Source organism: Azospira sp. I09 (assembly GCF_009177135.1).
Classification (GTDB): domain Bacteria; phylum Pseudomonadota; class Gammaproteobacteria; order Burkholderiales; family Rhodocyclaceae; genus Azospira; species Azospira oryzae.
On record NZ_AP021844.1, the window covers coordinates 1,325,518 to 1,345,908 of the forward strand.

Below are 20,391 nucleotides of genomic sequence, written 5' to 3' on the forward strand. Positions count from 1 at the left end.
ACTATGGGCGAAGGGGCGCAACAAATCCTGACCGTAATTGCTCAATGTATCCCGGCAAGCTGGCTTCACCGCCGGCTGCCGGGTCACAATGCAGGCTGGATTCCGACCCGCCGCCGCCATGCACGACCTGCCGCCCCTGCACACCCTGCCCGCCTTCGAGGCTGCCGCCCGCCTGGGCAGTTTCCTCGCCGCCGCCGAAGCCCTGCACCTGACGCCCTCGGCGGTAAGCCACCGCATCCGCCTGCTGGAAGAACACCTGGGCCAGAGTCTGTTCGAGCGGCGGCACCGGGCCATCGCCCTCACCGCCGCCGGCCGCCGCTACCTGGCCGTGGTGCGGGACACCCTGCTGCGCCTGGACGAGGCCAGCGCCGAACTGCGGGCACCGGAGAAAACCCGCCTGCGCATTTCCGCCGCCCCGGCCCTGGGCAGCAAGTGGCTGGTGAGCCGGGTGGCGGCCTGGCAGCAGCAGCACCCGGAAACGGAATTCAGCCTGGGCACCGCCACCAGCCTGGCTCCCCTGCTGGCCGGCGAGGCCGACATCGGCCTGCGCTACGGCGAGGAGGAATGGCCCGGGCTGCTGGCCTGGAAGCTGTTCGAGGAGCGGGTCTTCCCCGTCTGCAGCCCGGCCCTGGCGGCCCAGCTGCAGACTCCATCGGATCTGGACAGGGTGCGCCTGCTGCGTCACCCCCTGCTCTCCTGGCAGCGCTGGTTTGCCGCCGCCGGGGTCAAGCATGCCGAGCCCAAGGAGGGCCCGCTCTACGAGGACGCCCTGCTGATGCTGGAAGCGGCGGTGGCAGGCCACGGCGTGGCCCTCATGGCGGAGACCCTGGCTGCCCCCTACCTGGCCGAGGGCCGCCTCAGCCGCCCCTTCGCGGCAGACTGCCCGGACCGCAGCTTCTACGTGGTGGCGCCGCCGGCAGTGCAGGAGAAGCGGGGCGCCATGGACTTCATCCGCTGGCTGGTGCGCTCCGCCAAGGCCGCCTAGGGCATGTCGCCGGAAGGCAGCAGGCGGCCATCCGCCGCCGAGTCGACGAAGTGGAACAGCACGGTGGGCGGATGCCAGCCTGGGGCCGAGCGCAGCACCTTCTTCACCGAATCGTTGAGCTGCAGTTCCACCCGGTAGTTTTCCGGGAAGGTGGTGTCCCAGCGGGGCAGCACCTGGGTCAGGTAGTCCAGTTCATGCTCCTCCCGCAGGATCACCCCCATGGTTTCCAGGAGGTTCAGCTTGGGCCAGTGCTCGCCTCCGGGGCGGCCGTAGGTGACGATGTCGATGAAGCGCACGAAATCGCCGAAGAAGGGAGCCTCAGGCTGCACCAGCTTGCCGTTGGAGTAGATGCCGTCCATGAAGAAGGTCACCGTGCGGTTGCGCGGCTCGCCCCGGGCCCATTGCAGCAGGATGTCGTGCAGGGCGGTGGACAGGCACAGTTCCAGATGGCCGCCCACCACGTAGAGCCGGGTCACGTCGGCGGAAAAATTCACCTCGCCGCCTTCGGAACGGACCCAGTGGTCCGGCTCGCAGTCTTCGGGAAAGTAGTACTGCAGGGGAGTGTCGTCTTCCAGGTAGATCACCGGAATACGGCGCCCCTTGGCGTAGCGCACTGCCTCATCCACCCCACGCTTGCTGGAGAAGCGGGCATCGTAGGTGGAGCTGGGATGCACCACCAGCAGCAGGGACTCGGGCCCCAGGCGCACCTGGGCCGCCGGCGTCTGTTGATGAGGCGGACAGGCGGCGGCGCAAGCCAGGGCGGGCAGCAGCCACACCAGGCAGGCCAAAAGCCGCCCGAGGGCGCGGTGTGAAAATGGGATCGGGAACATGGCGGGCATTACGGCGAGAACATCGGCATCTCCCACTATGCCAGCCCAAGCTGCTGCCAGCCTGACGCCTGTCTCAGTAGGCCATGCGCCCCGGCAGCAGACCCGACCAGCTGGCCAGGAAGCGCTCGAACTCATCCACCGGCAGGGGCCGGGCGAAGTAGTAACCCTGGGCCTCGTCGCAGGCGAAGCGGCGGAGGCTCTGCAGCACCTCCACCGTTTCCACCCCTTCAGCCACGGTGCGCAGGTTGAGGCGGTGGGCCATTTCGATGATGGCGCGAACGATGGCCGCATCCTCCGCATCGCCGTCCAGGTTGCGCACGAAGGACTGGTCGATTTTCAGCTTGTTCACCGCCAGGCGTTTCAGATAGGCCAGACTGGAATAGCCGGTGCCGAAGTCGTCGATGGAGAGGCGCACCCCCTGGTCCCGCAGGGTGCGCAGGGTGGACAGCACGGATTCGGTCTGGTTGAGCAGGGTGCTTTCGGTCAGTTCCAGCTCCAGCAGATGGGGCGGCAGGCCGCTCTCGGCCAGGGCCTCGGCCACGGTGCGCTCCAGGTCGCCGCGCTTGAACTGGATGGCGGAGATGTTCACGGCGATGGTCACCTCCCGTCCCAGCTCCCGCTGCCAGCGGGCCGCCAGGCGACAGGATTCCCGCAGCACCCACTGGCCCAGAGGCACGATGAAGCCGCTGCTCTCGGCCACCGGGATGAAATGGGCCGGGGCAATCAGCCGGCTGCCGTCCTGCCAGCGCACCAGGGCCTCGGCTCCCACCACCTGGCCGCTGGCCAGGTCCACCTGGGGCAGCAGGTGCAGCACGAATTCGTCGCCGTCCAGGCCGCGCTGGAAGTTGTTGCGCAGGCGCAGGGTCTCCTGGGCGTGCAGGTTCATGGCCTCGTCGAAGAGGCGGTAGGTGTTCCGGCCCGCGTCCTTGGCGTGGTACATGGCCGTGTCGGCCTTCTGCATCAGGGTGGTGAAGTCCCGTCCGTCGTGGGGGAAGACGGCGACGCCGATGGAAACGGAAGTGGACAGCTGGTAGTGCTCCAGGGCCAGGGGTTGTTCCAGACAGGCCAGCAGCTTGCCGATCACCGGGTAGATCACTTCCACCTGCTGCAGCCCGGGCATGATCACCAGGAACTCGTCGCCGCCGAAGCGGCTCACCGTGTCGCTCTCCCGCAGGTGGCTGCGCAGGCGGTCGGCCACGGCCCGCAGCACCTTGTCCCCCACCTCGTGGCCGAGGGAGTCGTTGATGGTCTTGAAGCCGTCCAGGTCGAGGAAGAGCAGAGCCACCTGTTCGCCGCGGCGGCTGGCGGCGGCGAGGGCCTGGTTGAAGCGGTCCTCGGCCAGGAGCCGGTTGGGCAGGCCGGTGAGGGCGTCGTGGTGGGCCAGGTATTCGATCTGGTCGGCGTGGCGTTTGCGCTCGGCGATGTCGGCAAAGAGCAGCACCGCGCCCTGGGCCACGCCCGCCTCCTGGGCCAGGGGATAGAGGTCGTACTGCACCGGGAAACGGCTGCCGTCGGCCCGGGCGAACAGCGCGTCGTCGCTGTGCACCGAGCGGTCCTCCTCCAGGCAGGTGCGCAGGGCGGCACCCGCATCGTCGGCGTACACCTGCTGCAGGAAATCGCCCCGGGGCAGTTCCTCCCCGAAGCCCAGCAGGCGCCGGGCTGCCGGGTTGGCGAAGGTCAGCCGGCCTTGCCGGTCCAGGCCGCAGATGCCCTCGCCGGCGGAATCGAGCAGTTGCTGGAAACGCCGCTCGCTGCTGGCCAGGGCCTGGCTGGCCGCGGCCCGGCGCCGCTCCGCCCGGTCCAGGCGCCACAGCAGCAGCCCCAGGCCGGCGAGGAAAATCAGCTCGACGCCACTGGTAATGCCCAGGGTCAGGTACCAGGGCGCCAGGAAATCCTTGGCGGCGATGCCCACCGCCACGTAGAAGGGAAAGTCGCCGATGCGCTTGAAGGCGTATACCCGCTCCATCTGGTCGAGGGCGGCCCGGTAGCTGATGACGCCCTCCCGCTCGCCGGCCTCCACCCGCAGGTGCATGGGATTGTTGCTCAGGGTCTGGTTCACCGTGCCCGGCCGCTCGGGCCGGCGCAGCACCAGGCGGCCGTCGTCGGAGCGGCGGAAGGTGATGACCCCCTGGGGTCCCAGGTCGATGGCGTCGAACAGTTGCTGGAAGTAGCGTATGTCCAGGGCTGCCACTGCTACCCCGGCAAAGGCCCCGTCATCCCGACGGATGGGCATGGCCACCACCACCTGGGTACGGCCGGAAATGCGGCCTTCCATCACTTCGGAAAAGTACAGATGAGTCCCGGGATTCTGGCGCAGGGCCTGGAAATAGCTGCGATCTTCCAGATTCACCTTGGGCTGGGCCACATCCGAAGCGTAGAGCACATTGGCTTGCGCATCGAGGACACGCAGGCCGACGATCTCGGGGAAATGGCTGGCCCGCAGAGCCAACTGCCGCTGCATGAGCTTGCCGTAACGGGGGAAGGCGCTGGGATGCAGGGCCTGACGCGGCAGGTCGGCCACCAGTTCCCCCAGGTTGGATTCGATGCGGCGCAGGGTGGCTTCGAGACGGGCCTCCAGCACGCCGGCGATGTTGCGCGCATCCTGGGCGGCCTGGCGGTGTTCGTTGTAATAGGCCGAGCCGAGCAGGAAGGCAGCCGGCACCACCGTGCCGAGGACGGCCAGGATGAAGAAGACGAGGTAAAGCTTGGGCCGTTTGGCTGACATGCGTACGCCATGCAGATGATCACGTACGGGATGTTAGCAAACAAATGGCGCGGGCTTGGCAGCCATCCGGACCTGCGGCGATTTGTCCCGCCGCCGCCTTGGGTTAGCATCCGGCAGTCAGCCACTCACTCCCGACCCCGACCATGGCCCGCATCCAGATCGAACTGCCCGAACGCTTTGCCTTTGCCACCGAGATTCCCCTCTACATCGGCCACATCAATTACGGCGGCCACCTGGACAACGCCCTGCTGCTGACCCTGGTGTCGGAGGCCCGGGTGCGCTTTTTCAAGTCCCTCGGCTACACCGAGCTAGACGTGGAAGGCGTGGGCATCGTGGTGGTGGACGCGGCCCTGCAGTACAAGGCCGAAGCCTTCCACGGCGAGACCATGGTGGTGGAAATGGCGCCGGCGGATTTCAACAAGTACGGCTGCGACCTGCTGTGGCGCATGAGCGACAAGGAAAGCGGCCGGGAAGTGGCCCGGGGCAAGACCGGCATCGTCTTCTTCGACTACGGCCCGCGCAAGGTGACCCGGGTGCCCCAAGTCTTCCTGGAGCGGGTCGGCGCCGCCTGAGGCCCAGGGCGTAGCCACGGGCGCCGCCGTCTCCGCCGCTCCTTTCGCGCCCACCTTCCGCGCCCGGCATTGCCATGACGAGTGCTACTGCCAGGCTAGCGCCGGCGCCACGGTCGGCCGTGGTGCCACGCCATGCCGCCCGCACCACCCTCACCCGGCCAGCGGAAGTCGCCGCCCCCGGCGCTCAATCCAGGTGAAATAAATTCATCCCAACCCGCCTCGTTTCGTTTGAGCCGGGTCCGGCCCTCCCCCATCCTTGCCCTACCGCTGTATCCGCTGTGCCACCGCTGCCCCACCGGGCAGCGGCGGGCCAGCGCCCCGCCGTTCCATCCACGTCCGGACACCCGCGCCGCCCCCACCCCCGGGCGGGCTTTGCCGCCCCTGCCGCCGGCAGGGGCTGTTTTTGCCCACGCTCTGCCCACACGACGTATTGGAGGAACTCCCATGTCCATGGAAAACCGCGACGGTTTCATCTGGCTCGACGGCCACTGGCTGCCCTGGCGCGACGCCAAAGTGCACGTCCTCAGCCACACCCTGCACTACGGTTACGGCTGCTTCGAAGGCATCCGGGCCTATGCCACGCCCCGGGGGCCGGCCATCTTCCGCCTGGAAGAACACCTGCGCCGCCTTGCCGATTCGGCCCACATCCTGGCCATAGACCTGCCCTGGCCCCGGGCAGAGCTGGCCCGGGTCTGCCGCGAGGCGGTCAGCCGCAACGGCCTCGACAGCGCCTACATCCGCCCCCTGGTCTTCCTCGGGCCGGAGAAGGTGGGGGTGGACCCGGCCGGGGCCCACACCCACGTCATGGTGGCGGCCTGGCCCTGGGGTGCCTACCTGGGCGGCGACGCCCTGGAGCAGGGCATCCGGGTACGCATCTCCTCCTACGCCCGGCACCACCCCAATGTGCAGATGTGCCGGGCCAAGGCCATCTCCACCTACAGCAACTCCATCCTGGCGGTGCGGGAAGCCCGCCGCGACGGCTACGACGAGGCCCTGCTGCTGGACACGGAAGGCTACGTGGCCGAAGGCTCGGGGGAAAACCTGTTCCTGGTGCGGGACGGGGAGCTGCTGGAGCCGGAAACCACCTCGGCCCTGGACGGCATCACCCGCCGCAGCATCCACGTCCTGGCCCGGGAGGCGGGCCTCACCCTGCGGGCCAAGCGCATCACCCGGGACGAGGTCTATTGCGCCGACGAGGTCTTCCTCACCGGCACTGCCGCCGAGGTGACACCGGTGGTGGAGGTGGACCGCCGCAGCATCGGCACAGGCAAGCCCGGCCCGGTTACGCGCCTGCTGCAGCAGCGCTACTTCGCCTGCGTCCGGGGCGAAGACGGCGCCCACGCCGACTGGCTGACGCCGGCCGCCGCCTGACCCGGCGCAGCATGCTCGCCGGGAAACACGCCAGAAGCCGCACCTGGAGCGGACCGCGGCGGGGCATATCTGCTAAGGTATGCCCCGTCCCGATCCCCAGCCCCTGCCCGCCATGCCCCGTCTCGCCGTCAATGGAATCGAACTGGAAGTGCTGCTCGAAGGCCCGGCCGAGGCGCCGCCCCTGCTGCTCATCATGGGCCTGGGCGTGCCCCTCACCCGCTGGCCCCAGGCCCTGTGCGAGGCCCTGCTGCAACGGGGCTTCCGCCTGATCCGCTTCGACAACCGGGATGCGGGGCTGTCCACCCACCTGGACCATGCCCCGGTGCCCAATCTGGGCGCGGCGCTCCGGGGCATGCCCCTGGAACCCGCGTATACGCTGGACGACATGGCAGCCGACTGCGTCGGCCTGCTCGACGCCCTGGCCATTCCCCGGGCCCACATCGCCGGCGCCTCCATGGGCGGCGCCATCGCCCAGATCGTCGCCGCCCGCTACCCGCAGCGGGTACTGTCCCTCACCAGCATCATGTCCAGCAGCGGCCACCCTTCCCTGCCACCGCCCACGCCCGCCGCGGCCGCCGCCCTGTTCGCCCCCCTGCCCCGGGAACGGCAGCGGGACGCCATCGTCGCCGACGCCCTGCAGCGCTACCAGGCCATCGCCAGCCCGGCCTACCCGGAAGACCCGCAACAGCTGCAGGCCATGTTCGCCGCCGAATACGAGCGCAGCTTCGACCCCAGGGGCGTGGCCCGGCAGATGGCCGCCATCCTCGCCCACGGCGACCGGCGCCCCCTGCTGGCCGGCATCCGGGCGCCCACGGTGGTGCTGCACGGCGCCGCCGACCCCCTCATTCCGCCGGCCTGCGGCGAAGACGTGGCGGCCCACATCCCCGGCGCCGAACTGCGCCTGGTGCCGGGCATGGGCCACGACTTCCCCGCCGCCCTGGCCCCCGTCATCGCCGACGCCATCGCCGCCGCCGCGGCCCGGGCGACGCTTCAGCCGTGAACGCCGCCCGGAAAGCCGTGGTGAAAATGGTCAAGGCAGCGGCGGCAGCAGCAGTGAAAAAGCCGCGTAAAAAGGCGGCGCAGGCAGCGGGCAAGGAAAGGGCGAAACGGCCGCCGGCAGCGTTGCCGGACACGTTGCCTGATTCCTTGCCTGATGCGTTGCCGGAAGAACCCGCAGAGGCACCGGCCGCCGGCCGGCCCTGGTTCCTCTATCTCATCGAATGCGCCGACGGCAGCATCTACACCGGCATCACCACCGACGTGGCGGCCCGTTACGCCGCCCACGCCGAGGGCAAGGGCGCCCGCTACACCCGGGCCCATCCGCCGGCCCGGCTGCTGGGCTGGGAAGCCCACCCGGACCGCTCCGCGGCCTCCAAGGCCGAATACCGCATCAAGCGCCTGACGGCGACCGCCAAACGGGCCTACGCCGCCGCCCTGCCCGCCACGGGGGACTGAACGGGCATTAGCACGGTCCCTCTGCCAGGAGCCGCACCCCATCTGACTCCCAGGCATGGGCATCCGGAGACCCGCCACCGGCGGGCCTCCCGGCCATGCCTCAACGCGCCGGCGCCATCCCTTCCACACGGGCCAGGGGCGCCTCCGCCGGCGCCGGAAATGCAGGGGCCGGCGCGGCCTCGCCCCCTTTCCCGGCATCCTCTACGCCGTCTTTCCCGGCCTCGCCCCAGCTGCCGCCGATGGCCCGGATCAGGGCCACCGTGGCCCGGGCCCGGTCCCCGTCCAGCTGCACCGCCGCCCGTCGCTGCTGCAGCACGCTGCGGTCCGCATCGAGGACGCCGAGGTAGCTCAGGGCCCCCTCCCGGTATTGCAGCTGGGACAGCCGGGCGGCCCGGGCGGCGGACTGCACCGCCTGGTCCTGGGAGGCGGACTGCCGGTCCAGCAGGCGCAGGTGGGCCAGGTTGTCCTCCACCTCCTTGAAGGCCTGCAGCACGCTCTGGCGGTACTTGGCCGCCTCCTCGTCGAACACCGCCGTGGCCTGGTCCACCCCGGCCTGGCGGGCGCCGCCGTCGAAAATGGGCAGGGACAGCATGGTGCCCACCAGGGGGCCGAGGACGAAGGCGCGGCTGGACCACTTGAAGAGGTCCCCCAGCTCCGACGATTCGTAGCCCAGGGCGCCGGTCAGGCTGAGGCGCGGGAAGAAGGCGGCCCGGGCGCTGCCGATGCGGGCGTTGGCGGCCACCATGGCCTGCTCGGCGGCGGCGATGTCGGGCCGCCGTTCCAGCAGGGCCGACGGCAGGCCGGCGGGCACCCGCACCGTTATCCGCCCCAGGGGCGCCGGCGGCAGGGTGAAGGCGGCCGGGGCCTGGCCCAGCAGCACCGCCAGGGCGTGTTCGGCCACGGCCCGCTGGCGTTCCACGCCCACCGCTTCGGCCTCGGCCCCGGCCAGTTCGGTGCGGGCCCGGGCCAGTTCCAGCTCGCCCACGTCGCCGGCATCGAAGCGGCGCTGGAACAGTTGCAGGGTCTGCTGGCGCAGGGCCACGGTGTCGGCGTAGAGGGCAGCCAGGGCATCCAGCTCCCGCAGGGAGAAATAGGCCTGGGCCACGTCGGCCTGGATGGCCAGCTGCAGGGAATGGAACAGGGCCTGGCGCTGGGCCGCATCGGCGCCGGCCGCCGCCACCCCGCTGCTGACCCGGCCGAACAGGTCGGCCTCGTAGGAGACGCTGGCCTGGGCCCGCCACAGGGTGGCCGGGCTGGTCTCGGCCTCCGCCGGCAGGCTCTGGGAAGCCGGCGAGGGACGCTGGCGGGTGGGGCCGAAGCCGACCCCGACCTGGGGAAAGAGGGCCGAGCGGGCGTTCTGCTGCAGGGCCCGGGCCTGGGCCAGGCGGGCCAGGCCGGCCTTTAGGTCCTGGTTGGCGACGGCAGCCTGGGCTTCCAGGGTGTCCAGCACCGGATCGGCGAAGACCTTCCACCACTCGCCCCGGGGCTGGGCCTCCGCCGGCTCGGCGGTTTTCCACTGGCCCTCCGCCGGGGCTTCCTTGAAGGCGGCGGGCGTTTCCACCACCGGGCGCTGATAGGGAGGCGTCACGGCGCAGCCGGCCAGGGCCAGCAGCAGGAGCGGCAACGCCGGCTTGAAGCTGGGGATTCGGATTGTGCTTGGGATCATGGTTCTCTCCTGCCGTCTCAATGGGGCTGTTCCAGGGACGGCACGGCGGTGATGGGGGCCTCGTGGTGGGCCGCGGAATGGAGCTTGTGGCGCTTGTCCAGGGTGCGCAGCAGGACGTAGAAGGCCGGCGTCAGGAAGAGGCCGAAGAAGGTGACGCCGAGCATGCCGAAGAACACGGCGATGCCCATGGCGTGGCGCATCTCGGAACCGGCGCCGCTGGACAGCACCAGGGGCACCACGCCCATGACGAAGGCGATGGAGGTCATGAGGATGGGCCTCAGCCGCAGCCGGCTGGCGTCGATGGCCGCCCGCAGGGGCGTGCTGCCCTGCAGCTCCAGCTCCCGGGCGAACTCGACGATGAGGATGGCGTTCTTGCAGGCCAGCCCCACCAGCACCATCAGGCCGATCTGGGTGAAGATGTTGTTGTCGCCGCCGGTGAGCCAGACGCCGGTGAGGGCCGCCAGGATGCTCATGGGCACGATCAGGATCACCGCCAGGGGCAGGGTCAGGCTTTCGTACTGGGCCGCCAGCACCAGGAACACCAGCAGGAGGCTGATGGGGAAGACCCAGATGCCGGCGTTGCCCGCCAGGATCTTCTGGTAGGTGAGGTCGGTCCATTCGAACTTGACGCCCCGGGGCAGGGTCTCAGCGGCCACCCGTTCCACCGCCGCCTCGGCCTGGGCCGAGGAGAAGCCGGGGGCCGGGCCGCCGTTGATGTCCGCCGCGGTGTAGCCGTTATAGCGCACCACCATTTCCGGGCCGAAGCCGGTGCTGACCTTGACCAGGGAAGAGAGGGGCACCATCTCGTCCTGGTTGTTGCGCGTCTTCAGCTGCAGGATGTCCTCCGGCCGGGAGCGGAACGGCGCGTCGGCCTGGGCCCGCACCTGATACACGCGGCCGAAGCGGTTGAAGTCGTTCACGTACAGCGAGCCCAGGTAGATCTGCATGGTGTCGAAGACGTCGGTGACGGAGACGCCCTGCTGCTTGGCCTTGGTGCGGTCCAGGTCCACGTCCAGCTGGGGCACGTTGATCTGGTAGCTGGAGAACATGGGGCCCAGCTCCGGCGCCTTGGACGCGGCCGCCATGAAGGCCTTGGCCGCCCGGTCCAGCTCGGCGTAGCCGAGGGCGCCCCGGTCCTCGATCTGCAGCTTGAAGCCGCCCAGGGTGCCCAGGCCCATCACCGGCGGCGGCGGGAAGACGGCGATGAAGGCTTCCTGGATGGCGGCGTACTTCTGGTTGAGGGCGCCGGCGATGGCTTCCGCCGACAGCTCCTTGCCGCGCCGCTCGTCGAAGGGCTTCAGGGTGGCGAAGACGATGCCGGCGCTGGAGCTGTTGGTGAAGCCGTTGATGGAAAGACCGGGGAAGGCGATGGCGCTCTGCACCCCGGGCTGGGCCAGGGCGATCTCCCCCATCTGGCGGATCACCGCCTCGGTGCGGTCGAGGGAGGCGCCGTTGGGCAGCTGGGCGAAGCCGATCAGGTACTGCTTGTCCTGGGCCGGCACAAAGCCCCCGGGCACCAGATAGGAGAGGCCCACGGTGAGGCCCAGCAGCACCGCATAGACGCCCATGGCAGAGGCCTTGCGCGCCAGCACGCCGGTGACGCCGCGGCCGTAGTTGTCCGAGGCGCGGCGGAAGAAGCGGTTGAAGCCGGCGAAGAAGCCCCCCAGGTAGCGGTTCATCTGCCGCGTCAGCCAGTCCGGTTCGCTGCCGTGGCCCTTGAGCAGCATGGCCGCCAGAGCCGGGGACAGGGTCAGGGAGTTGAAGGCCGAGATCACCGTGGAGATGGCGATGGTCATGGCGAACTGCTTGTAGAACTGGCCGGTGAGACCGGTCATGAAGGCCAGGGGCACGAACACCGCCACCAGGGTCAGGGCGATGGCGATGATGGGGCCGCTAACCTCGCGCATGGCCCGGTAGGTGGCCTCCCGCGGCGTCAGCCCGGCCTCGATGTTGCGCTCCACGTTCTCCACCACGACGATGGCGTCGTCCACCACGATGCCGATGGCCAGCACCATGCCGAACAGGGACAGGGCGTTGATGGAATAGCCGAAGCCCAGCATCAGGGAGAAGGTGCCGACGATGGACACCGGCACCGCCAGCAAGGGGATGATGGAAGCACGCCAGGTCTGCAGGAAGACGATGACCACCAGCACCACCAGGGCGATGGCCTCCAGCAGGGTATGCACCACGGCCTTGATGCTGGCGCGGACGAACTGGGTGGGGTCGTATTCGATGCGGTACTCCACCGAGGCGGGGAAGTCCTTGGCCAGTTCGGCCATGGCCTCGCGCACCTGGGAGGAGACTTCCAGGGCGTTGGCGCCGGGGGACTGCATGATGCCCATGCCGATGGCCGGCTTGTTGTCGAGCAGGGAGCGCAGACCGTATTCGGCCGCGTCCAGCTCAACCCGGGCCACGTCGCCGAGGCGGGTGACGCCGCCCTCGCCGCTGCTCTTGAGCACGATGTCGCGGAATTCCTCCTCCGTCTGCAGGCGACCCTGGGCGTTCACGGAAAACTGCAGGGGCACGTTCCCCGCATTGGGCGAGGCGCCGATGACGCCGGCCGCCACCTGCACGTTCTGCTCGCGGATGGCGCGCACCACGTCGCCGGCGGTGAGGCCGCGCTGGGCCACCTTCTGGGGATCGAGCCAGACCCGCATGGCGTAGTTGCCGGCGCCCCAGATGGAAACCTCGCCGACGCCGTTGAGCCGGGCCAGCCGGTCCTTGACGTTGAGCACGGCGTAGTTGCGCAGGTAGGTGGCGTCGTAGCGGTCGTCCGGGGAGAGCAGGTGCACCACCAGGGTCAGGGTCGGCGAACTCTTCACCGTGGTCACGCCCAGGCGCTGCACGTCCTCCGGCAGCCGCGGCAGGGCCTGGGAGACCCGGTTCTGCACCAGCTGCTGGGCCTTGTCCGGATCGATGCCGAGCTTGAAATACACCGTCACCGCCAGGTTGCCGTCGCTATTGGCCTGGGACTGCATGTACAGCATGTTCTCGACGCCGTTGATGGATTCCTCCAGGGGCGCCGCCACCGTCTCGGCGATCACCTTGGGGTTGGCGCCCGGATACTGGGCCCGCACCACCACCGAGGGCGGCACCACTTCCGGGTATTCGGAAATGGGCAGCTGGAAGACGGACAGCACCCCGGCCAGGAGAATGAGGATGGACAGCACCCCGGCGAAGATGGGGCGGTCGATGAAAAACTTGGAAATATTCATGGCGCCGCCTCAACCCTTGTCCGCCGGGCTCGCCGCCCGGGCCACGCCGGCCGTCTCGCGACCGCCCATGGAGACCATCTGGGGCGCCACTTCATCCCCCGGACGGACCCGCTGCAAGCCATTCACGACGATGCGCTCGCCGGCCTTGAGGCCGCTCTCCACCACCCGCAGGCCTTCCTGCACCGCCCCCAGGCGCACCTCCCGATAGGCGGTGCGGTTCTTGCCGTCCACCACCAGCACGAAGCGCTTGTCCTGGTCGGTGCCGACGGCCTTCTCGTCCACCAGCACCGCTTCCCGCGGCGCCTCGCTGCCCAGGCGCACTCGGGCGTAGAGGCCGGGCACCAGGCGCCCGTCCGGATTGTCGAAGACGGCCCGCAGGCGGATGGTGCCGGAGGTGCTGTCGAGGCGGTTGTCCACGGAACTCAGGCGCCCTTCCCGGCCATGGCCGCTCTCGTCGGCCAGGCCCATGCGGATGGGCAGGCCCTTGCCCTGGCTGCCGCTGACGTATTTCAGATAGCTCTGCTCGTCCACGTCGAAGGCGGCGTAGATGCTGTCGGCGGAGACCAGGGTGGTGAGGGGCGCCGCATTGCCCGGCGCCACCAGGTTGCCCACCGTCACCTCGGCCCGGGACATGCGGCCGCTGATGGGAGCAGTGATGCGGGTGTATTCCAGGTTCAGCTCGGCCACCTTGAGGGCCGCCTGGGCCGCCTTGAGGGCCGCCGCAGCTTCCCGGGCGGCATTCTGCTTTTCCTCGAAATCGCGGCGGGAGACGGCGTTCTCGGCCAGGAGGCGTTCGCCCCGGGCAAGGTCGGCGGCGGTGTAGGCGGCCCGCGCCTCGGCACCGGCCAGCTGGGCCTGGGCCCGGGCCACCTCGGCGGCGAAGGGCCGGGGGTCGATGCTGAAGAGCAGGTCGCCCTTCTTCACCAGGCTGCCGTCCTTGAAATGCACCGCCGTCAGCACGCCGGACACCTGGGGCCGCAGTTCCACCCTTTCCACCGCCTCCAGGCGGCCCGAGTAGGACTGCCAGTCGGTGACGGGGCGGCTGGCCACCTCCGCCACCTCGACGCTGGCGGCGGCCGGGGCCGCCATGGCCGGGGTACCGCCGGCATGGGCATAGAAGACGGCGGCAGTGCCGCCGAGGCCCGCCAGCCCGGCCAGGGCGGCGGCGATGATGAGACGCTTCTTGAGTTGGGGCATGACAGTTCCTCTCGAAAAGGGATGGTTTTATTGGTTGGGGGCGACCGCCATCCCGGCACCAAGGCGGTGGCCGAGGAAGTGGGCGATCTCGGCCAGGGCCGGCGGATGGCGGGCCAGGGCGGCATGGGTGACGCCGGGGAAACGGGCTACCTGGGTAGGCACGCCGGCCTCGATCAGGGCGGCGGCGTACTGCTCCGCCTCCTGGTGCAGCACGTCGCACTCGGCGGTAAGCACCAGGGCCGGCGGCAGGCCGGCCTGGCGCACCGAGGCCAGGGGCGAGGCATAGGGATGGAGCCGCTGACGCGGCTGGGGCAGGTACTGGCGGTAGCAGGCGGCGCAGTCGGCGGCGCTGAGGTCGGAATTGAGGCGCTGGCCATCCCCCAGGCGGGTCATGCTCGGGTCCAGCATGGGCCCCACCAGCACCTGGGCGGCAATGGCCGGAGCGTTGCGGTCCCGGGCCATGAGAGTGAGGCAGGCAGCCAGATTGCCCCCCGCATCGTCCCCCGCCACCGCCAGGCGCGAGGCATCGCCGCCCAGGGCCGCGGCCTGTTGCGCCAGCCACAGGGCCGCGGCATGGGCATCTTCCGGCGCCGCCGGGAAAGGCCGGGCGGGCGCCAGGGCATAACCGACCGCCAGCACCAGGGCCGGCACCCGGGCGGCGAGGAAGCGGGCCGGCACGTCCGCATCGTCCAGGCAGCCGCCGACAAAGCCGCCGCCGTGGAAATAGAGCACGACGGGCAGGGGCCGGCCGCCTGTCCGGGGGCGGTACAGGCGCGCGGGAATGGCCCCTTGAGGGCCGGGAATGGTGAAGTCTTCGGTGAGGGTCGCCGGAGCGCCGGGTATCGCATCCATGGCACGGGGGCAGCCAAGGCTGCCGGAATTGGCAATGGGGCGATTCTCTGTGTTATCTACAACCGGATAAACATGTATATTTCGACAATACTATTCATCATCGGCAAACAATCGAGGAGTCGGCACCATGGACCGCTTTCAAGCCATGCAGGTCTTCACCCGGGTGGTGGACGCCAACAGCTTCACCCGGGCGGCGGAAACCCTGGGCCTGCCCCGGGCCACCGTCACCACCATCATCCAGAACCTGGAGGCCCTGCTGCAGGTGCGCCTGCTCAACCGCACCACCCGCCGCATCAGCCTGACCCCGGACGGGGCCGCCTACTACGAGCATTGCGCCCGCATCCTGGCGGAGGTGGAGGAGACCGAGGCCTCCTTCCGCGACGCCGCCCGGGGCCCCAAAGGGCGCCTGCGCATCGACGTGCCGCCGCCCATCGGCCGCCTCATCCTCATTCCCCACCTGTGCGACTTCAGCAGCCGCTATCCGGACGTGGAACTGGTGATCGGCATGGGGGACCGGGCCGTGGACCTGGTGCGGGAAGCGGTGGATTGCGTCATCCGGGTCGGCGAATTGCAGGATTCGAGCCTGGTGGCGCGGCGCATCGGCACCTTCCAGTCCATCACCTGCGGCGCCCCCGACTACCTGGAACGCTACGGCACGCCCCACAGCATCGACGACCTGCAGCAGCACCAGGCGGTACATTACTTCTCCACCCGCACCGGCCGCACCATCGACTGGGACTTCATCGTGGACGGGGTCTTCACCCCGGTGAAAATGGCCGGCAAGGTCTCGGTCAATGACGCCGAAGCCTACCTGGACTGCGCCCTGCAGGGCTTCGGCCTGATCCAGCTGCCCCTGCTGATGGCCCTGCCCCACCTGGAATCCGGCGCCCTCAAGGAAGTGCTGCCCCACCTCACCCCCAGCCCCATGCCCATCTCGGTGGCCTACCTGCAGAACCGCCACCTGTCGCCCAAGGTCCGCGCCTTCGTGGACTGGGTCGCCGACCTCTTCGGCACCTGCCCCCTCCTCGGCGGCCAACGGGAAAGCAGCCCCCCATGCAGCTTCCCCACCCACCCCGACACCCTGACCCTGCGCGACATGCTGGAACAGCAGAACCGGGCCGAATGCACGCTCTGAGGAAAAGGCCGGCCCAATGACCCCGCATCCTGTCTCCCCAGGAAACTGGAAAGCTCAGGCCCAGGCCTCGCCCAAGGCCTCCGCCTGCCGCAGCACCAGTTCCACTGCCCCGTCTTGCTGGTCCGGCGGATATTTGTACTTGCGCAGGATGCGTTTGACCATCAGCCGCAGCTTGGCCCGTACGCTCTCCCGAGCCGACCAGTCCACCGTCACGTTCTGGCGCAGGTTCTCCGTCAGCTCATGGGCGATCTTCTTCAGGGTCTCGTCGGAGAGTTCCCGCACTGCCGATTCGTTGTTGGCCAGGGCATCGTAGAAGCGCACTTCATCGTTGCTCAGCCCCAACTCCTCGCCCCGGTTGGCGGCGGCGCGGAACTTCTTGGCCATGTCGATCAGCTCTTCGATCACCTGGGCCGTTTCGATGGCCCGGTTCTGGTAGCGTTTGACCACATTGGCAAGCAGCTCGGAGAACTTCCTTTCCTGCACCACGTTGGTGGCAAAGCGGCTCTTGATCTCGCCCTCCAGCAGGCGCTCCAGCAGCTCCACCGCCAGATTGCGCTCCGGCAGGTTGCGCACCTCGGCCAGGAACTCGTCATCCAGGATGCCGATATTGGGCTTGTCCAGGCCCACGGCCTCGAACACGTCCACCACCTCCCCCGACACTACGGCCGAGCCGATGATCTGACGGATGGCCAGCTCTTTCTCCTCGTCGCTGCGCTTCTTGCGGCTCAGGTCCTTCTTGGTCAGGATCACCTTCACCGCCTGCAAGAAAGCCACCTCCTCCCGCACCGCCTTGGCTTCGTCCAGAGTGCAGCACAGGGAAAAGGCCTTGCTCATGGCCAGGGCCGTATCGGCAAAACGCTTCTTGCCCTCCTTCTGGCCGAGAACAAAATCAGCGGCTCCCGCCAGGAGCTTGTGGCCGGCCCTGGCGAAGTCGCTGTAATCGAAGCCATGCAGCATGGCGCGCAGGATGTCGAGCTTTTCCTCCAGCACCGCATAGGCCTCGGCCGCATCCACCGTGGGCCGGCCCCGGCCCCGGCTGGCCGTGTATTCCTTGAGGGCGCTCTTCAGCTCGTTGGCGATGCCGATGTAGTCCACCACCAGACCGCCCTGCTTGTCCTTGAACACCCGATTTACCCGGGCGATGGCCTGCATCAGGTTGTGCCCCTTCATGGGCTTGTCCACATACAGGGTATGGACGCAGGGGGCATCGAAGCCGGTGAGCCACATATCCCGCACAATGACCAGCTGGAGCGGGTCTTCCGGGTCCTTGAAGCGTTTCTCCAGGCGCTTCTTCACCTTCTTGCTGTAGAGGTGGGGCCGCAGCAGGGCCTTGTCGCTGGCCGAGCCGGTCATGACGATCTTGACCGCCCCCTTCTCCGGGTCCGCATCGTGCCAGTCGGGCCGCAGCCTGACGATTTCGTTGTAGAGATGGACGCAGATTTCCCGGCTCATGGCCACCACCATGGCCTTGCCCCGCTGGGCCTGATTGCGCTCCTCGAAGTGGGCCACCAGGTCGGCGGCGACGCTGGCGATGCGGGGCTCGGCGCCCACCACCCGCTCCAGGGCAGCCCACTTGCTCTTCAACTGGGCCTGCTGGCTTTCCTCCTCGTCCTCCGCCAGTTCATCCACTTCCGCGTCGATCTGAGGCAGTTGCTCGTCCCTGAGGGACAGCTTGGCCAGGCGGGACTCGAAGTAGATGGCCACCGTCGCCCCGTCTTCCTTGGCCTGCTGCATGTCGTAGACGTGGATGTAATCGCCGAAAACGGCCCGGGTGTCCCGGTCCTCGCTGGCAACGGGAGTGCCGGTAAAGGCGACGAAGGTGGCGTTGGGCAGGGCGTCCCGCAGGTGCTGGGCGTAGCCCACCTCATATACCACCGTCGGCTCGGCCGCCTGGAGCGCGTTGCCGTCATTGGCGGCGACGCCGGTCCGGGGCGCCTTCACGGTCTTCAGCTTGGCCTCGAAGCCGTACTGGGTACGATGGGCCTCGTCGGCGATGACCACGATGTTGTGCCGGTCAGAGAGCATGGGGAAGCTGTCTTCATCCTCCCCGGGCATGAATTTCTGGATGGTGGCGAAGACGATGCCGCCGGAAGGCCGGTTCGCCAGCAGGGCCCGCAGTTCCTGGCGGCTGGCCGCCTGCACGGCCGTTTCCCGCAGCAGGTCCTGGGACAGGGAGAAGACGCCGAAGAGTTGGCCATCCAGGTCGTTGCGGTCGGTGATGACGACGATGGTGGGATTCGCCATTGCCGCCTCCTGCATCACCCGGGCCGCAAAGCAGGTCATGGTGATGCTCTTGCCGCTGCCCTGGGTATGCCAGACCACGCCGCCCTTGCCCTTGCGCGCCGCCTCGGTGGTGGGCCGGGAGGCCGCCACCACCTGCTGAATGGCGGCCCGCACGGCATGGAACTGGTGGTAGCCGGCCACCTTTTTCACCAGCCCGCCATCGTCCTCGAAGAGCACGAAAAAGCGCAGGTAATCGAGCAGGGTGGCCGGCGCCAGCAGGCCCCGCACCAGGGTTTCCAGCTCGTTGAACTGGCCCAGGGGGTCCAGGTTCACCCCGTCGATGGTGCGCCACTGCATGAAACGCTCGGCATCGCTGGAGAGGGCGCCCAGCCGGGCCTCGCTGCCGTCGGAGATGACCAGCAGCTCGTTGTACTGGAACACATCGGGAATCTGCTCCTTGTAGGTCTGGAGCTGGTCGTAGGCCTTCCAGATATCCGCGTTCTCGTCCGCCGGGTTCTTCAGCTCCAGCAGCACCAGGGGCAGGCCATTGACGAAGAGGATCACATCCGGCCGGCGGGTATGCTTCGGCCCCTTGAGGGTGTATTGATTCACCGCCAGCCACTCGTTGGCCGCCGGGGTGTCGGCGGATTCTGCCCAGTCGATCAGGCGCACGAAGTCGCCCCGGGTCTCCCCATCCCGCCGCACTTCCACCGGCACTCCACCCACCAGCAACTGGTGGAAGCGGCGGTTGGCCGACAACAGAGCCGGAATGCCCAGGTCCAGCACCTGGCCCAGGGCATCCTCCCGGGCCGCCAGGGGGATATGGGGATTGAGGCGCTGGATGGCGCTGCGCAGCCGCTCGACCAGCACCACCTGGCGGTAGTCGCTGCGCTCCGGCATGGCCCCGTCGGCGGCCAGATCCGGGCCGAACAGGGGCGTGTAGCCCACCTCGGCAAGCCAGCCCAGGGTTTCCTGTTCCAGTTGGTCTTCGCTCATCTCACGCCTATCTCAATTGCCCAGCAGAATCTGGTTCAAAGCCACATTGACGTAGTAATTGCTGCGCCCCATCTTGTGCTTCTCCACGAAGCCGCCGGCCGCCAGGGCATCCAGGTACTTGCTGGCCGTCAGGCGCGACACCCCCAGGTCCCGCTCGATGAACTCGATCTTGGTATAGGGGTGCATGAACAGGTTGTTGATCAGGTCCTGGCTGTAAAACTTGTAGTCGGCGCGGATGCGGTGCTTGTAGTCGAACAGCGCCGCCTTGATCGCCTGGATGGTGCGGATGGTCTGTCCGGCGGTCTGTTCCACCGCTTCGAGCATGTACAGCACCCACTCCTCCCAGGCGTCGGCATCCCGTACCGCCTGCAACAGGCGGTAATAGTCCGCCTTGGTGCGCACGATATGGCGCGAGAGATAAAGCACCGGCACCTCAAGCAGGCCTTCCTTGACCAGATAGAGCACATTGAGGATGCGCCCGGTGCGGCCGTTGCCGTCGTAGAACGGGTGGATGCTCTCGAACTGGTGGTGGATCAGCGCCATACGGATCAGGGGATCGACCGGGAAACGCTCGCCATCGTTGATGAAGCGTTCCAGGTCCCCCATCAGGGCCACGATTTCCGCCGGGTCCTGGGGCGGCGTATACACCGTCTGTCCCGAGCCGGTCTTCAGGGCCGTGCCCGGCAGCTTGCGGAAACCGGCATTGTTGCGCTCCAGCTCCGCCTGAATGGCCACAATGTGGTTGGCGGTCATCAGGCCCGTGTCGAGCACCAGCCGGTAGCCCAGATGCAGGGCCTGCCGATAGCGCAGCACCTCCTTGGCGGCTGGATTGGCAAAGGCCTCCGGCAGCACGTCATCCTTGAACAGCTCGTCGTGGGTGGTGACGATGTTCTCGATTTCCGAACTGTCCTTGGCCTCCTGCAAGCCCAGGGCGTTGATCAGGATGCCCTGGTTGGGAATGGATGCCGCCACACCCTTCAACTCCGCCAGGGCGCGGCTGGCACTGGCCAGGCGTTTCAGGATGGGCGCCGTGTCGAAGCGGGCGACATCCAGGGTTTCCAGGGAAGACAAGGCAGTCATGGCCACAGACAGGGGCCCGGTCTCGTGCATGAGAAAACGGCATCTCTATGCACCTCGCCGGGACATGTTTAAAGAATCCGTATTTTTAT

Annotated in this window: 14 protein-coding genes; 6 read left to right on the forward strand and 8 right to left on the reverse strand. The window is 68.5% G+C overall.

Going from position 1 to position 20,391, the window contains the following annotated elements; translation table 11 throughout:
- The first annotated feature begins 88 nt into the window (after positions 1 to 88).
- A complete protein-coding gene (locus AZSP09_RS06140; RefSeq protein WP_232058861.1) occupies positions 89 to 985 on the forward strand; it encodes a LysR substrate-binding domain-containing protein in 897 nt (298 codons plus the stop codon).
- On the opposite strand, the gene AZSP09_RS06145 is transcribed toward AZSP09_RS06140, so the two are convergent.
- Both AZSP09_RS06145 and AZSP09_RS06150 read right to left on the reverse strand, forming a co-directional pair.
- A complete protein-coding gene (locus tag AZSP09_RS06145; RefSeq protein ID WP_152089482.1) occupies positions 982 to 1,761 on the reverse strand; it encodes a hypothetical protein in 780 nt (259 codons plus the stop codon). The genes AZSP09_RS06140 and AZSP09_RS06145 overlap by 4 nt on opposite strands.
- A gap of 127 nt (positions 1,762 to 1,888) precedes the next feature.
- Positions 1,889 to 4,540: a bifunctional diguanylate cyclase/phosphodiesterase gene (locus AZSP09_RS06150; RefSeq protein ID WP_152089483.1), complete on the reverse strand. Its 2,652-nt coding sequence runs from the start codon at positions 4,538 to 4,540 to the stop codon at positions 1,889 to 1,891.
- Positions 4,541 to 4,683: 143 nt separating this feature from the next.
- Here AZSP09_RS06150 and AZSP09_RS06155 point away from each other — a divergent pair, with 143 nt between their 5' ends.
- The 4 genes from AZSP09_RS06155 (at position 4,684) to AZSP09_RS06170 (ending at position 7,938) form a co-directional block, all read left to right on the forward strand.
- Entirely contained in the window at positions 4,684 to 5,112 is a 429-nt protein-coding gene (locus AZSP09_RS06155) for an acyl-CoA thioesterase (RefSeq protein ID WP_152089484.1), read from the forward strand.
- A gap of 444 nt (positions 5,113 to 5,556) precedes the next feature.
- Positions 5,557 to 6,483, forward strand: coding sequence for a branched-chain amino acid transaminase (locus tag AZSP09_RS06160; protein ID WP_152089485.1), 927 nt, complete (start codon positions 5,557 to 5,559; stop codon positions 6,481 to 6,483).
- A gap of 79 nt (positions 6,484 to 6,562) precedes the next feature.
- The gene (locus AZSP09_RS06165) at positions 6,563 to 7,483 is read left to right on the forward strand and encodes an alpha/beta fold hydrolase (protein WP_152089486.1); all 921 of its coding nucleotides are present in this window, start codon (positions 6,563 to 6,565) and stop codon (positions 7,481 to 7,483) included.
- A gap of 146 nt (positions 7,484 to 7,629) precedes the next feature.
- Entirely contained in the window at positions 7,630 to 7,938 is a 309-nt protein-coding gene (locus AZSP09_RS06170; RefSeq protein ID WP_232058862.1) for a GIY-YIG nuclease family protein, read from the forward strand.
- 100 nt (positions 7,939 to 8,038) lie between these two features.
- Here the strand turns inward: AZSP09_RS06170 and AZSP09_RS06175 are convergent, their stop codons facing one another.
- Genes AZSP09_RS06175 through AZSP09_RS06190 form a run of 4 tightly spaced genes read right to left on the reverse strand, consistent with a single transcriptional unit; the run spans position 8,039 to position 14,868 of the window.
- Positions 8,039 to 9,604, reverse strand: coding sequence for an efflux transporter outer membrane subunit (locus tag AZSP09_RS06175; protein WP_152089487.1), 1,566 nt, complete (start codon positions 9,602 to 9,604; stop codon positions 8,039 to 8,041).
- A 17-nt stretch (positions 9,605 to 9,621) separates the two neighbouring features.
- On the reverse strand, positions 9,622 to 12,819 hold the full coding sequence (locus AZSP09_RS06180; protein WP_152089488.1) for an efflux RND transporter permease subunit: 3,198 nt from the start codon (positions 12,817 to 12,819) through the stop codon (positions 9,622 to 9,624).
- A 9-nt stretch (positions 12,820 to 12,828) separates the two neighbouring features.
- On the reverse strand, positions 12,829 to 14,016 hold the full coding sequence (locus AZSP09_RS06185; RefSeq protein ID WP_152089489.1) for an efflux RND transporter periplasmic adaptor subunit: 1,188 nt from the start codon (positions 14,014 to 14,016) through the stop codon (positions 12,829 to 12,831).
- 27 nt (positions 14,017 to 14,043) lie between these two features.
- The gene (locus tag AZSP09_RS06190) at positions 14,044 to 14,868 is read right to left on the reverse strand and encodes an alpha/beta hydrolase fold domain-containing protein (RefSeq protein WP_152089490.1); all 825 of its coding nucleotides are present in this window, start codon (positions 14,866 to 14,868) and stop codon (positions 14,044 to 14,046) included.
- 127 nt (positions 14,869 to 14,995) lie between these two features.
- Between AZSP09_RS06190 and AZSP09_RS06195 the strand changes: the two genes are divergently transcribed.
- Positions 14,996 to 16,003: a LysR family transcriptional regulator gene (locus AZSP09_RS06195; protein WP_152089491.1), complete on the forward strand. Its 1,008-nt coding sequence runs from the start codon at positions 14,996 to 14,998 to the stop codon at positions 16,001 to 16,003.
- Positions 16,004 to 16,057: 54 nt separating this feature from the next.
- Here AZSP09_RS06195 and AZSP09_RS06200 read toward each other — a convergent pair whose 3' ends face one another.
- A complete protein-coding gene (locus AZSP09_RS06200) occupies positions 16,058 to 19,222 on the reverse strand; it encodes a type I restriction endonuclease subunit R (RefSeq protein ID WP_152089492.1) in 3,165 nt (1,054 codons plus the stop codon).
- Positions 19,223 to 19,234: 12 nt separating this feature from the next.
- Positions 19,235 to 20,302: a Fic family protein gene (locus AZSP09_RS06205; protein WP_152089493.1), complete on the reverse strand. Its 1,068-nt coding sequence runs from the start codon at positions 20,300 to 20,302 to the stop codon at positions 19,235 to 19,237.
- Positions 20,303 to 20,391: the final 89 nt, after the last annotated feature.